This window comes from Psychrobacter sp. GP33 (assembly GCF_014119005.1).
GTDB lineage: Bacteria > Pseudomonadota > Gammaproteobacteria > Pseudomonadales > Moraxellaceae > Psychrobacter.
The window spans coordinates 130,062-143,919 of sequence record NZ_JACGYX010000006.1 but is presented as its reverse complement, the minus strand read 5'-3'; the positions used below and the strand labels follow the sequence as shown (position 1 = coordinate 143,919).

The window sequence follows — 13,858 nt, the reverse complement described above, 5'->3', positions numbered from 1 at the left end:
TTTATAAATAGCTTTGAGGGTTAAGATGACAGATTATAATGAAATGAAAGCCTTAACCTTCGATGACAGAGACGAGTTTTCACGTAAGCCAATCGCTGAAAAAATCATTAAATTATTGAACTCAGATATTAATGTCTCACCTCTAATCATTGATGGTAAATGGGGCACAGGTAAAACTGAATTTTGCTTTAAACTTAAAAACCTCATTGAATCAGATAATCCCAATGAATATAAGATTGGCTATGTTAATGCTTTTCAAGCTGACCATGCCAATGAGCCACTTTTAACACTGATTGCAGAAGTGGCTGGCTTCTATGGTGAAGATAATGACAAACGTCAAAATTTTATCGCCAGCGCCATTCCTTATCTGCGTTTAGTGACGGGTTTAGGGGTTAAGGCTGCATTGGGCTTTGCATTTGGTAGATATGCTACTGATATTCCCGACGAACTCGCAGATAGTATTGATGAAATCAGAGAAGGTTCTAAATCTCTTATTGACCAATCTATTGAATCATTAATCAAAGACCAAGTCGAAGCTGAAAAAAATTTAGCTACATTAAGAGACGCATTAACTGATATTGCGTCTAGTAATCCAATCATTTTACTGATTGATGAACTCGACCGTTGCCGTCCTGATTTTGCTGTCATGATGTTAGAGACTATCAAGCATGTATTCGACGTCGAAAATGTACAAATTATATTAATTACTAATGCTGAACAGCTAAAAGCTACTATCAAACATAGCTATGGCAGTGAAACTAATTCACACGATTATTTATACAAGTTCTTTAAATATCAGATTAATCTTCCGACTACTATTAAAGATGTTGAAGGTATATCAATTGAGAATAATGTCACTCACTTCAGAACTACCGTAGAGAAAAGTAAAGTCATCCCACAAGAATTTAAAGATAACAACTTTATCTATGATATTCCTACGTTTATCAATGTCAGTAAGTTATCGCTACGAAATATTGAGCAAATTGTTCGTTGCATAGAGACTTTAATTATATTTGAAGATGAAGCACAAAGTCAGTCACCTGTTGTTGAGCAGATTCTCATGGTGTTTATATCTTTCATTTATATTTTGAATAAAGATTTACTTATTCAAGTATCTGACAAAACAGTTAACAGCGAAATCTTTTTTAAATTCGTTGGTAGCCAACGCTTATATTTACCTAGGGACGTTAGTGTCGTTAGGGAAAACTATGTAAGAAGTTTAATATTAGTATTATTCAATACAGTAAACGAAAACAATAATATTCATATTCCAAGAGATGATTACAGTGATAGTAACCAAGGAAATGAAATTCTAAGAAATATGCTAAGCAAAATTGATCTAGAAAAAGAAGCTGAGCGTTATTCTGGATATATCTCTGAAAGTAGTTATTTACATGCTTATATTGACCACACTGTCAACAATCTCTTACTTTTCGATATTGTTAAGTAGTTATTTTTGTTATGTTATTTAATAAAATTTTGTCATAGCGAAGTCGTAGGAAACACTCATATAAGGTATAATTACTTATCTTAAAAGACTGAATAACACAGCCTATGACCCAATTAACTGCTATTTTTAAATCTTCTGATACTACTTTTAACCACTCTAAAACTTCACTAAACTCCTTCGCCCCGCGCCTTCTCGCTTGGTTCACCAAAAACGGTCGCCACGATTTACCGTGGCAGCAGCACCAGACTGACACGCCCAATCCTTATATTGTTTGGTTGTCAGAGGTCATGCTACAGCAAACGCAAGTAACTACTGTGCTGCCTTATTTCGCGCGCTTCATGACATCATTTCCAACAGTGCAAGATTTAGCCGCAGCAGAATGGGATGCGGTCGCAGAGCATTGGGCAGGACTGGGTTATTATGCGCGCGCGCGGAATTTACATAAAGGCGCAAAGCAATTGGTTGCTGTGATTGAAGAAACAGGCGATTTTCCGCAAACGTTAGAAGGCTGGGAAGCGATTTCGGGCGTTGGGCCTTCGACCGCAGGCGCGATTATGGCGATGGGCTTGCATCATTATGGCGTCATTTGTGATGGTAATGTCAAACGCGTACTCACGCGCTGGGCAGCAATAAATGGCGATATCACCAAGTCTGCAACCACCAAAGAGCTGTGGGCATTGGCGAAGCGTTTAACGCCAATAGAGAATTCCGGATTGTTCGCCCAAGCCATGATGGATATGGGTGCAACCTTATGTACAAGACGCAAACCTGCTTGCCTGTTATGTCCGTTACAAGCGGATTGTTTGGCACATGCGCAAAATCGCGAAGAAGACTATCCAGTAAAAGCCAAGAAACAGCCCAAGCCCAGTAAATTTAGTAATGCGCTGCTGATTCAAAATAAAAATGCCGAAATATTATGGGTACAGCGTCCAGATAATGGCATTTGGGGCGGCTTATGGAGTTTACCGTTAGAGTTTATAGAAAAAATAGAGGGTAATGGCAAGGGTAAAATTGCTGCTAAACAGACAGAGGCTTTTGATAAGAAGTCTTTAAAAGTAGCAAGCAATGAAAAGGTTTACGAAGCAGAATTTACCACTGCTGAACAAATTATCAACAAATGGCTGGATAAAAATAAATTAGTCGCAACAGCCATCAATAAAACCTTATTAGATGATGTACCAATTAAACATTCATTGACCCATTTTCATTGGTATTTAACGCGGCAATTATTAATTTTGAATACCGAGCAATCTCAAGAATTAACCACAGCATTGCAAGCCGCTCAGATTAATATCAATTGGTTAAACGCTGATAATGCACAAGCAACCCTTGGTTTACCACGAGCGATGGTCAAGATTTTAGAATAAGTATTTAAACATAACTGCTTAACCTGATATTAAAAAAAGCGACTCAAAATATATTCTGAGTCGCTTTTTTAGTTATAACTTTATCTATAAAAGGATAAAAATCAGGATTTAGGCACACGCAAACGCATCAAACCTTCTTGTTGTACCGTCGCCACCAATTTACCGTCTTGCCAAAACTGACCATGATTCAGCCCCATCGCATTGGATGTGGTATCACTCCACATGTCATAAAGCAGCCACTCATTCATATCAAAATGACGATGAAAATGCATCGAATGGTCGATACTCGCCGCTTGCAGCCCACTGGTCATAAAGCTGACGCCATGCGACATTAAGCCCGTCCCCACCAGATAAAAATCTGATGAAAATGCCAACAGTGCCTGCTGAATAGCTTGTGGTTGTGTACCCAATTCGCGGATGCGTAGCCAATTGGCTTGTTTGGGTTTCATCGGTTCAGGGTGAATGGGATCACGCGGTTTGACGGGTTTTATCTCCACATGACGACGGCGCATAAAGCGTGCTTTGAGCGCGTCTGGTACCTTACCAACATAGTCTTCTTTTAACTCTTGCTCGGCAAGTAAATCTTCTGGCGGTGGATAAACCGGCATGTCCTCTTGATATTCTAAGCCATTTTCCATCGGCGCAAATGATGCCATCATCGTAAATATCACTTGCTCAACGGGCGGCTGTCCCCGTACTTGCTTATATTGAATGGCGGTCACTTGACGCGCCGATAAGCTGCGCCCATCACGCAAACGACGCACTTGGTAAATAACGGGCTGAGTAATGTCACCACCCCGTAAAAAATAACCATGTAACGAGTGACAAGGCTTATCCTCTGGCAACGTGTGCGCAGCTGCCATCAACGCTTGCGCCAGTACTTGCCCGCCAAAAATACGCGCGCCGACATAATCATGACTTTGCCCCTCAAATACATCAGGGCTCACTTCGATAAGCGTGACAGTAGCAAGTAGCTCATCGATCAGTTGCGAGTAATCAGACATGACAGCATGTTCCCTTATTTTCTATCCCTAATCCCATATCATGCCGACATCAATGCGATACAGTTCAGAATAGCAAGAAATTATTTAGCGTTAATAACGTATATTAACAGTGGAATCATCCATGACTGTGGGGTTAATAAACGATTATCCTTAGACGTTTATTAATAAAAACCAAATATCTTACCCAATATTTATAGGTTTGACCAGTGACCACTGCGATGTTATAAAATCTTATGCTGACTATTGGGGCAAGCATAAATATCAGCTTAAAAAACTATGAATAAAAATTTAAAATAAAAAAAGAGGCGCTACAAGAACACCTCATTTTTATTGTAACAAATAGCCGTTAAGGCTTCACCGCTACTAAAACGCGAATAGAATCCGGCACTAAGGATAAGTTTGCTAAGGCTTGCTCGCCCTGCGCTTTTAGCTGTTCTAGGCGCTCAATCTCTTCAGGACGGACGTTAGGATTGATCGTTTGTAGATGCTTAAGGCGTTTGATTTCCCGCGACCATTGCTGGCTAAAGCGTTCACTTGCCTGCGCACCGATATCTGCCAATTGTTTTTTGGCAATCTCTTCTGCTTCATAATAGCGATTTTCAATCACATCGCCACGTACTTTAATCACTTGGCGCGCGCGGTTTTTATCCAAACGCTCAACATGCGGCATAATCATCTCAGCGCTAACACGTGCGGATAAATCTGTGCCTTGCTCACTGATAAAGACGCGGATGTTTTGAGTTGACAAAGTCGCAGGCAAGTTAAGAAGTTTTGGGGCAATGGCTTCTACGCGGAAGTTCACCTCAATCATCACCATCCCTTGGGGCATGGCGGCACTTTTGAGCGTGGCGACCGTGGTATTACCAAAGGTACTAGTGGTTGCCAGCTCATATATTGCCTGCATCAGTGGATGCTCGTGGGTAATATATTCGATATTTTCACGTTGCAGCGCCAGCTCACGCTCATACGTTAAGGTCATACCATCTTCGTCACCCAGCGGCAACCCATCGATATACTCACTGATTTCTGTACTGTCTACAGGCGCTATCACCCATGAGCCATCGCGCTGCACGCTATACTCAATGTTGGCAGATGCTAAGAAACGCTCAACGAATTTTGGCAGCACATTATGACTATCAAAATCACGCATCGCGTCGGCAATACGACCGGCTACGCGTGGGCGACATGAGTTGTATTCTAACAAACGGTCGCGACCGGCTTGCAGTTGGGCTTCAAGCTCGAGTCGTGTTTCGAGCGCATCAGCAATCACTTCTTGCAAAATCGTCCGATTCTCAGCCGTATCCGCGCCTTCTAATAACGGCTTTAGCTCGGCAATATATTGCTCTTGCACACTTTGCGCGGTTGGCGAGATTTGGTTAAAAATATTCAGCGCACTGTCATACCACTGATATAAACGCTCCTGCGCCGTGCCTTTGACATATGGCACATGCAAAGTGATTTCTTGCGTCTGCCCAATACGATCTAGGCGACCAATACGCTGCTCTAACGTATCAGGATTAGCTGGTAAATCCCATAATATCAGCTGACTGGCAAACTGGAAATTACGCCCCTCAGAGCCAATCTCTGAACATAATAATATCTGCGCGCCTTCATTATCGGCAAAAAATGCGGCGGCTTGGTCACGCTCCAGCAAGGTCATTTGCTCAGTGAAAATCGCGGTTTTAATACCTGCATGCAGACGTAATACCGCCTCCAAGCTCTCAACGGTTGCGCCACTGCGCGCAATCAATAACACCTTTTGATGTTTTAGCTCGCCTTTTAGGATATCAATCAACCAAGGCACACGTGGGTCATCTTCCAACCAGCCGCCATCGGGCTGATTTTCTTCGCCCCATAACTGCTCACGCAATTTACCGCAGGTTTGATAGCTGTCTATCCATGCTTCAGGTAATGGCAAAGGATAAGGCTGACTGCTACGACCATGAAAACCTTTGACACTTTCACGGGTATTACGAAATAGCACGCGACCCGTACCATGACGGTCAAGCAATTCATTTAACGCATGAGTTCGTAATTTCTCATCATCATTAATTGCAGATAATTCATCGAGACTGATATTTAATAAGCCCGATAACGCCGCAATTTGTCCGTCACTTAATGGTTTATCTTCTATTAACACGCCAGCAACTGCAGCCGTTTCGGCAAAGGCGTCTTGACCAGCAATAAATTCATCTAAATCATCAAAACGATTGGCATCTAATAGACGCAAACGCGCAAAATGGCTCTGCGTACCCAATTGTTCAGGCGTTGCGGTTAGTAACATCACACCTGGTGTTTCTTCTGCAAAATCTGCAATCAAGTCATATTTATCATTGCCACCACGCTCTTCATCCCAATGCAGGTGATGCGCCTCATCAACGACCAATAAGTCAAAACCTGCTTCCATTGCTTGATCATACAAGTCTGGATGATCGAGCAATAAATCCATACCGGCAATCATACATTGCTCAGTTAAAAAGACATTTTGCTCAGGATCATGCTCTTTAATCGCCGCCGTACGTACCAAATCAAACAGTGCAAAATTGAGATTAAAACGGCGGCGTAGCTCAATCATCCATTGATATTGCAGGCTATCAGGCACTAAGATCAGCACGCGCTCCGCTTTACCACTGAGTAGTTGCTGATGAATAATCAAACCGGCTTCAATGGTTTTGCCCAGACCCACTTCATCGGCAAGCAAGACACGTGGGGCGATACGTTTGCCCACTTCATGTGCAATATATAGCTGATGCTCAATGATATCGACACGCGCGCCCATCAAACCTTTAAGGGGATGACCAGCAAGTGCCGCTTGCATGCGCAAGATATCTTGGCGCAGCTCATACCAATCGCCGCGCTCAATACGCCCAGCCAGCAAGCGCTCAAGCGGTTTTGCCAAGGTAATATTGGCAGCAAGGCGAGTTTCCATAATGCCTTTATCATAGCCATCGACACTGTATTTGAGCACGCCCATCACTTCATCAACAGCCGTGACCGTATGGGTTAAGCCTTGTTGGTCGCAAATACTATCGCCCACTTTAAATACCACGCGCGATAAGGGCGCGGAGTTTTTTGCATAGACGCGTGTTTCTTCACTTTGCGGAAATAAGATATGCACACAGCGGTCGTCGACATCGACAACCACACCCAAGCCAAGCTCGGACTCCGTATCAGATAAATAGCGTTGACCAACAGCAAATTCAGAATTATGCAATACAGCGGCAGAGATAGTCATAGGGCGATGTCTTTTGTACTCAGATGATAAGAAAAGTGGTAATAACCGTTATTTAATCAATCACGGCATAAGCGTGTCTATTATATAGCGTTAGCAGCTAGATGCATGCGCTAACTTACTTTTTCAAGAGTATATTTATCTAAGCTATTGGATAGGCTCCTAAATTTTGGGGAAAATGCCAATTATCAATTTGCTAAGTGTAAAATATGATTTTTCAGCTGTAGTTATTAAAAGGAAATTAATTAAGGATAGTTGAAACTGCAATCGCTAAAACTTTAAATATCGCCAAGCTAAATGGTGCTTGACCATAATGACATGCTACATTAGTAGGCGCACTTTAAGTATCATCTATAAAATCTAGTATGACCAATAAAATCATAAACCATTATTTATGACCAAATAACCAACCACAAATAATAACTTATTATCAGGAGCCGCTATGCGCGCTGTATTTTTGGATGAAGGATCTTTTTCAGATGATATTAACTTGCCAGCACCGGCAGGGATTAGCGATTATATTACTCATAATGATACGCCACAAGACGACCAAATCATTATTGAGCGTTGCCAAGATGCGCAGATTATTTTTACCAATAAAGTAAAAATTTCTGCTGACGTGATTGCTAAATTACCTAAGTTAAAACTGATTCAAATCACCGCAACTGGTATGAATAATGTCGATCAAGACGCCTGTACCGCTCATGATATTGCCTTATATAACGTCGCCGGTTATGCGGTAAAAAGTGTGCCTGAACACACTTTTATGTTGATGCTAAACGCAATGCGTGCAGGCATTTATTATCACCAAAAAGTGATTGATGGCACGTGGGAGAATGATGGTAATTTTTGCCTACTCGATATCCCGCTCATCGATTTAGAAGATAAAACGCTCGGTATCGTTGGTATTGGCACCATTGGCAAGCGCGTTACTGACATTGCTCGCGCCTTTGGCATGACCGTATTATGGGCAGAGCACCAAGGGCGCACGCCACGTAATGATGACTATACCGCATTCGATGAGGTGCTGGCGCGTGCAGATGTGATTAGCTTGCATTGTCCTCTGAACGAACAAACTGAGCATTTGATTAATAAAGACACACTCGCAAAAATGGTTAAAAAACCTATCCTCGTTAACGTTGCGCGCGGCGGTATAGTCGATAGCCAAGCATTAACTGAGGCGATTAATAATGGACAAGTGAGCGGCTATGGCAGCGACGTCTTTGAGCAAGAGCCTATCATTACTGATGACCCTTTATTAACATTGAAAGACCATCCAAGGGTTATTTTTAGTCCGCACAATGCTTGGGGCAGTAGAAGTGCGCAAGAAACTTTATGGCAAATGCTAAGTAAGCAAGTGACAGAATTTATTGATAAGCAATCCGTATAATAATAAAAAATTAACGCGTGAAATGCAGCCAACTATCGTTAATTTTACGGTATTTAAGCATCATATAATCGCTTATATAATTATTAGTGACATACCACGGATAACAGTTGCCTTGTTTGGGGAGCGTATCTTTGGCACGGCGCACATAGCCTGCTGATAATGCCCCAAGTACGGTATCCGGCTGTGCGTGTTCGCTTAGGTTTTGCGCCTGCGCGCATACTGCTTGATAGCCATTTTTATGCATATAATCGAGCAGTCGAACCACATACTGACACGCCAAATCAATCTTTAGCGTCCATGACGCATTGGTATAGCCAAACATGACTGCCATATTGGGTACACCCTCAAGCAGCACCGCTTTATAAGTCATGCGTGTACCCACATCGACGGGCTGTCCATCCACAACTAACGCCGCACCGCCAAGCATTTGTAATTTAAGTCCCGTCGCAGTAACAATAATATCAGCATCAAGCTGCTTGCCTGATTTTAGCGCAATGCCAGTTGTCGTAAAGTGGCTGATTTCATCCGTCACAATCTCAGCACGTGACCCCTGCAAAGCAGTGAATAAATCACCATCGGGAACAGCGCACAGTCGCTCATCCCACGGATTATAAGAAGGTGTAAAATGGGCAACATCAACGTCACTCCCTTTCAACTCTTTCTTTACGCCATGCTTTAACAGCGCTTTTATTACTTTTGGGGCATGGGTTGCTGCTTGATAGAGTCCTTGCTGAAACAATATATTGCGTGTGCGTAATAAAGAATATGCTTGATGCACTGATAAAGGAGAGAACTTACCCGATAGCCAATCAAGCGCATGATCGTCACCTGATACGCTGGCGACATAGGTTGGTGAACGCTGTAGCATGGTGACATGACGCGCACATTGTTCACTGTTCTCATCAACCAGCGCTGGCACTAAAGTCATCGCTGTCGCGCCACTGCCAATCACGATTACTTTTTTATCATGATAATTTACATTGTGCCACTGCTGCGGATGAACAATGTCACCTTGAAACTGCGCTTCGTCTTTAAATTTCGGTCGATAGCCAGTAGCATAATCATAGTAACCAGATGCCCCAACGACGAAGCTTGCCGTCACTGTAAAGACCTCGCCACTCTCATGATTCTTGACCATTACCGTCCAATGTTGATCGATAGTTGACCATGATAAGTGCTGAACCTCATGCTGATAACGAATATGCTCGATAACATTAAATTCGCGTGCAGTATCGGCAATATAGCTTTTAATATCCGCACCTTTTGCCAGCATCTTATGATTTAGCCATGGACGAAAACTATAGCCAAATGTCAACGCATCAGAATCTGAGCGGATGCCCGGATAATTAAACAGATCCCAAGTACCGCCCAAATCGGCACGTTTTTCTAATACCAAAAAATGCTTGCTAGTATCCACTTTTGCGCGTTTAAACGTATTTTTTATTCTTCTATACCTAGAGGATTTATCACTATTTTGCTGTAGACGGCACGCCATTCCTATTCCAGAGATACCTGCGCCAATTATTAGTACCTCATAATCGGCAGTAGGATTATGTACAAAGTTTTTTGGCTTGGATTTTGAGACTGCAAATCTCTTTTTTTCGATAATGTTTGGTAAATTATTAACAGTAGTAGCAACCATAATATTATCCTTTTTATTTACTGATTACGTGACGGATACCAACACGAACGAAAGTATTTTCTGACGCTCTTTGCGTTAACGGTAACTCACTACAAACCTACTAAAAACTCGCTAAAAAGGGACATGACTTTCCCAATTCATCCACGCACCCAGTACCGGATGCTTGAGGCGTAATTGCTGCGCATGCAGATTAAGTCGCAGCGCAATTTTCAGTGCTTCATTTTCTGCATAAATAGGATCGCCAATTATGACGTGACCGACATGTACCATATGCACACGCAACTGATGACTGCGTCCAGTCACCGGCTTTAGCGCCACACGCGTTACCATCTGCCCAGCACATTCTTCATGCGCTAACACTTGGTATAAGGTCAGCGCATGTTTATGCCATTCCAAATCGACGATATGGCGCGGCTTGGTGGCAGGCTCATAGCGTACGGGCACAGATATTTTGCCTTTTGCACCCACAGTTTCCCACTCACCGAAGACTCTTGCTTGATAAGTCTTTTGTGGCAAACGCTCAATAAATTGCTTACTAATATGGGTTTGCGAGGCGGCGTTTTTTGCAAAAATAAGCAGTCCAGAAGTGTCCATATCTAAGCGATGAATCAGCTTTACCGCTGGGTTTGCTCGTTCAAGTCGGGATAACAAGCTCACCTTTAACGTCTTACCATCGACACTTAATAGCCCAGCTGGCTTATCAACTACCCAAATATCTTCATCTTCATAAACCGTAATTTCTTTTGCAAATGTCTCAAAAAATTCGGGCGAATACTGTGTTTCTTGCTGATTGAGCGCATCGATTGCGGCATCGGAAAACGGCATAAATGACTACTTATTATTAAGTGAATTGAATTAGAATAGAGTGAAATGAAGAAGGAAATATACGCGCAGTATAATGAGTAAATAAGAAGTTAAAGTTTGAAAAAATAGTTTAATGATTAACTTTCTACAACGTAAAATGAAGCAAATAACAGTAATATTTGTAATTACTAAGCGCGTTACTTTATGTTTCGATTCATTGTACTAAACGTAATTGTTGATTAATTTAACCTGTTTTTGACCATTAGCACCCAAAATACATGGTAAGATAATTGCAAATTTTTATCCATACTAACTTCTTTAGAGCCTTTAATCTGTAAGCGTTAATTGCATTTTTTTGTTAAAAAAGAAGACACAACAAGAGAGAAAAATTATGTCAGACCTTATTATAAATACTACCGATGCTGATTTTGACCAAGACGTACTGGCGTCAGACGTGCCTGTATTGGTTGATTTTTGGGCAACATGGTGTGGTCCTTGTAAAGCGATTGCCCCTATTTTAGAAGACTTGGCAACCGAATACCAAGGTAAAGTCAAAATTGTTAAGGTCGACGTTGATCACAATCCACAGTCTGCCAGCCGCTTCGGTATCCGTAACATTCCAACGTTATTTGTGTTTAAAGGTGGCGAAAAAGTAGATTCAGTAATGGGTTTACAGCCAAAAGCTGAACTTGCTAAAGTGCTTGATAAACATTTATAAGTACTTGTTATTAAAAAATCTTACTTACAGCTATGAAAATTAAAAATCGTTTTGTTGCTTTGATTTAGGTAAGAGATAGATAAAAAGCCATTATTGACTGTAGATAATGGCTTTTTTGTTCGTTTTTTGTAGAAAAAGATGATTATCCCAATTTTTTAGCAAAAATAATTGACAAGCCTAACGTGAAAACCGTATAGTCTGCTGACAAGAGAAAATAGTAGTTTTCATAAGCGTCTTGTCGCTGTTCTCCTCGTGTTTATCAATACAAAACACAACTATCATTACCAAGTATAGCTACTAAATGCATTTAATAACCGATACAGAGCTCTGTTTGACTCTTGTATTGCCTTTTTGATTTTCTTTTTTGTCATCTCACCATTATCTTGGTCAGACGACACAAACCTGATCGATAACAATGCAGGCTGTTTAAGACTAAATTCTGTGCCTATCCTATATTGCTACACTTCCGTAATCTTAATCAATGTTGTGGGTTGTCCAGCTACTGGCATGCCTCACCCGATAAATAGCTAATGACTTATCTATGAACTTAACTGAATTAAAGAAAAACTCAATCGCTGAACTGTTGGCGATAGCCAAAGATATGGGTCTTGATAATATGGCACGTAGCCGTAAACAGGACATCATTTTCGCGATTTTAAAAACCCATGCTCGTAACGGTGAGGCCATCTACGGTGATGGCGTACTTGAAGTCCTTCCGGACGGTTTTGGCTTTTTACGCTCTTCTGAAGGCTCTTATTTGGCAGGTCCTGATGATATCTATGTCAGCCCAAGCCAGATTCGTAGATTTAGCTTAAAAACTGGCGATAGCATCGCTGGTACTATTCGTCCTCCAAAAGATTCTGAGCGCTATTTTGCCTTATTAAAGGTGGGGGAAATTAACTTTGATACCCCAGACCGTTCACGTCATAAGCTCATTTTTGAGAACTTAACACCCCTCTTTCCAACTGAGCATCTTAAACTTGAGCTTGGTAACGGGACGACTGAAGATTTGACTGGTCGTATTATTGATTTAATTGCACCGATTGGTAAAGGTCAACGCTCTATCATTGTTGCACCGCCAAAAGCGGGTAAAACGATGTTATTACAACATATCGCTCAATCGATAACCCGTAATAACCCTGAATGTTATTTAATCGTTTTACTTATTGATGAACGTCCAGAAGAAGTAACCGAAATGGTACGTACGGTACGCGGTGAAGTGGTTGCTTCAACCTTTGATGAGCCACCGCAGCGCCATGTTCAAGTAGCAGAAATGGTTATCGAAAAAGCCAAACGTTTGGTTGAACATAAGCAAGATGTGGTTATTTTACTCGACTCTATTACCCGTCTGGCTCGTGCTTATAACACCGTTATCCCATCGTCCGGCAAAGTTCTAACTGGTGGTCTGGATTCCAATGCTCTTGAACGTCCAAAGCGCTTTTTCGGTGCGGCGCGTAACGTTGAAGAAGGCGGCAGTTTAACCATTATTGCCAGTGCCCTGATTGACACCGGTAGTAAAATGGACAGCGTTATTTTTGAAGAATTCAAAGGTACGGGCAACCAAGAAATTACTCTTGAACGTGATTTGGCAGAAAAACGCGTCTTCCCTGCTATCAATATCAAAAAATCTGGTACACGTCGCGAAGAACGTCTACTTGATGAAGATAAGCTACGTAAAGTTTGGATATTACGTAAATTATTGCAGCCGATGGATGGGGTGCAAGCGACTGAATTCTTATTAGATCGCTTAAAAGAAGCGCGAACTAATGATGAATTCTTTGAACAAATGAAGCGTAAATCACAAAACTAGACCAGCCACGCTATTATAGATTGTCTTATTTAAAAAAGACTGCCACTGTGCGGTCTTTTTTTATTTCCTGTAATTATAAATCTTACAAACATACCTAAAAACAGTTAGCGTATTATCGATGATAATACAATAATACTAAGCTAATCTCCTACCAATGATACGTGGACGTAACATCACTTACATAATATTTGTAAAGCTTAGCCTTTTTACTACGACTCCCCCACTGAAAATAGATTATTATTGGAACAATAGATATGTCCTGCTACAATTTAGTAAAAACGGCTTGTTAGAATTGGTTAGGAAGGCATTAATTTAGAAATATTCGTTTGGTTTTAAAGCTCTTAGTTGTCTAAAGAAAGCCTTAATAGATGTATATGATGTATTTTTAAAATATTGCTACTAAAAAATTTTACAGTCACTGTTAATGATACTTAGATAAAT

9 protein-coding genes are annotated in these 13,858 nt (G+C 41.3%); 5 read left to right on the top strand and 4 right to left on the bottom strand.

What is annotated here, in order from left to right:
• Window positions 1-25: 25 nt before the first annotated feature.
• Together H2245_RS09930 and mutY are read left to right on the top strand one after the other, a co-directional pair.
• Window positions 26-1,450, top strand: a complete 1,425-nt coding sequence (locus H2245_RS09930; protein ID WP_182407239.1) for a P-loop NTPase fold protein — start codon at window positions 26-28, stop codon at window positions 1,448-1,450.
• Between the two features lie 104 nt (window positions 1,451-1,554).
• On the top strand, window positions 1,555-2,817 hold the full coding sequence (gene mutY / locus H2245_RS09925; protein ID WP_182407238.1) for an A/G-specific adenine glycosylase: 1,263 nt from the start codon (window positions 1,555-1,557) through the stop codon (window positions 2,815-2,817).
• A gap of 101 nt (window positions 2,818-2,918) precedes the next feature.
• On the opposite strand, the gene H2245_RS09920 is transcribed toward mutY, so the two are convergent.
• Entirely contained in the window at window positions 2,919-3,821 is a 903-nt protein-coding gene (locus tag H2245_RS09920; RefSeq protein ID WP_182407237.1) for an acyl-CoA thioesterase II, read from the bottom strand.
• A gap of 346 nt (window positions 3,822-4,167) precedes the next feature.
• Window positions 4,168-7,056, bottom strand: a complete 2,889-nt coding sequence (gene rapA / locus H2245_RS09915) for an RNA polymerase-associated protein RapA (RefSeq protein ID WP_182407236.1) — start codon at window positions 7,054-7,056, stop codon at window positions 4,168-4,170.
• A 439-nt stretch (window positions 7,057-7,495) separates the two neighbouring features.
• On the opposite strand from rapA, the gene H2245_RS09910 reads away from it, so the two are divergent.
• The gene (locus tag H2245_RS09910) at window positions 7,496-8,443 is read left to right on the top strand and encodes a D-2-hydroxyacid dehydrogenase (RefSeq protein ID WP_182407235.1); all 948 of its coding nucleotides are present in this window, start codon (window positions 7,496-7,498) and stop codon (window positions 8,441-8,443) included.
• A gap of 10 nt (window positions 8,444-8,453) precedes the next feature.
• Here H2245_RS09910 and H2245_RS09905 read toward each other — a convergent pair whose 3' ends face one another.
• Window positions 8,454-10,085 carry an NAD(P)/FAD-dependent oxidoreductase gene (locus tag H2245_RS09905; protein WP_182407234.1) on the bottom strand — a complete coding sequence of 544 codons (1,632 nt, stop codon included), beginning with the start codon at window positions 10,083-10,085 and terminating at the stop codon, window positions 8,454-8,456.
• A gap of 111 nt (window positions 10,086-10,196) precedes the next feature.
• Window positions 10,197-10,910 (bottom strand): RluA family pseudouridine synthase, encoded by a 714-nt coding sequence (locus H2245_RS09900; protein WP_182407233.1) that lies wholly within the window; start codon window positions 10,908-10,910, stop codon window positions 10,197-10,199.
• A gap of 370 nt (window positions 10,911-11,280) precedes the next feature.
• Between H2245_RS09900 and trxA the strand changes: the two genes are divergently transcribed.
• Together trxA and rho are read left to right on the top strand one after the other, a co-directional pair.
• A complete protein-coding gene (trxA, locus tag H2245_RS09895; protein ID WP_182407232.1) occupies window positions 11,281-11,607 on the top strand; it encodes a thioredoxin in 327 nt (108 codons plus the stop codon).
• Window positions 11,608-12,148: 541 nt separating this feature from the next.
• Window positions 12,149-13,417 carry a transcription termination factor Rho gene (rho, locus tag H2245_RS09890; protein ID WP_182407231.1) on the top strand — a complete coding sequence of 423 codons (1,269 nt, stop codon included), beginning with the start codon at window positions 12,149-12,151 and terminating at the stop codon, window positions 13,415-13,417.
• Window positions 13,418-13,858: the final 441 nt, after the last annotated feature.

What these genes read in the sequence shown, in the direction of transcription:
- rho (WP_182407231.1), top strand. Translation starts at nt 12,149, where the DNA reads ATGAACTTAACTGAATTAAAGAAAAACTCAATCGCTGAACTGTTGGCG.
- mutY (WP_182407238.1), top strand. Translation starts at nt 1,555, where the DNA reads ATGACCCAATTAACTGCTATTTTTAAATCTTCTGATACTACTTTTAAC.
- H2245_RS09905 (WP_182407234.1), bottom strand. Translation starts at nt 10,085, where the DNA reads ATGGTTGCTACTACTGTTAATAATTTACCAAACATTATCGAAAAAAAG.
- rapA (WP_182407236.1), bottom strand. Translation starts at nt 7,056, where the DNA reads ATGACTATCTCTGCCGCTGTATTGCATAATTCTGAATTTGCTGTTGGT.
- trxA (WP_182407232.1), top strand. Translation starts at nt 11,281, where the DNA reads ATGTCAGACCTTATTATAAATACTACCGATGCTGATTTTGACCAAGAC.
- H2245_RS09910 (WP_182407235.1), top strand. Translation starts at nt 7,496, where the DNA reads ATGCGCGCTGTATTTTTGGATGAAGGATCTTTTTCAGATGATATTAAC.
- H2245_RS09920 (WP_182407237.1), bottom strand. Translation starts at nt 3,821, where the DNA reads ATGTCTGATTACTCGCAACTGATCGATGAGCTACTTGCTACTGTCACG.
- H2245_RS09930 (WP_182407239.1), top strand. Translation starts at nt 26, where the DNA reads ATGACAGATTATAATGAAATGAAAGCCTTAACCTTCGATGACAGAGAC.
- H2245_RS09900 (WP_182407233.1), bottom strand. Translation starts at nt 10,910, where the DNA reads ATGCCGTTTTCCGATGCCGCAATCGATGCGCTCAATCAGCAAGAAACA.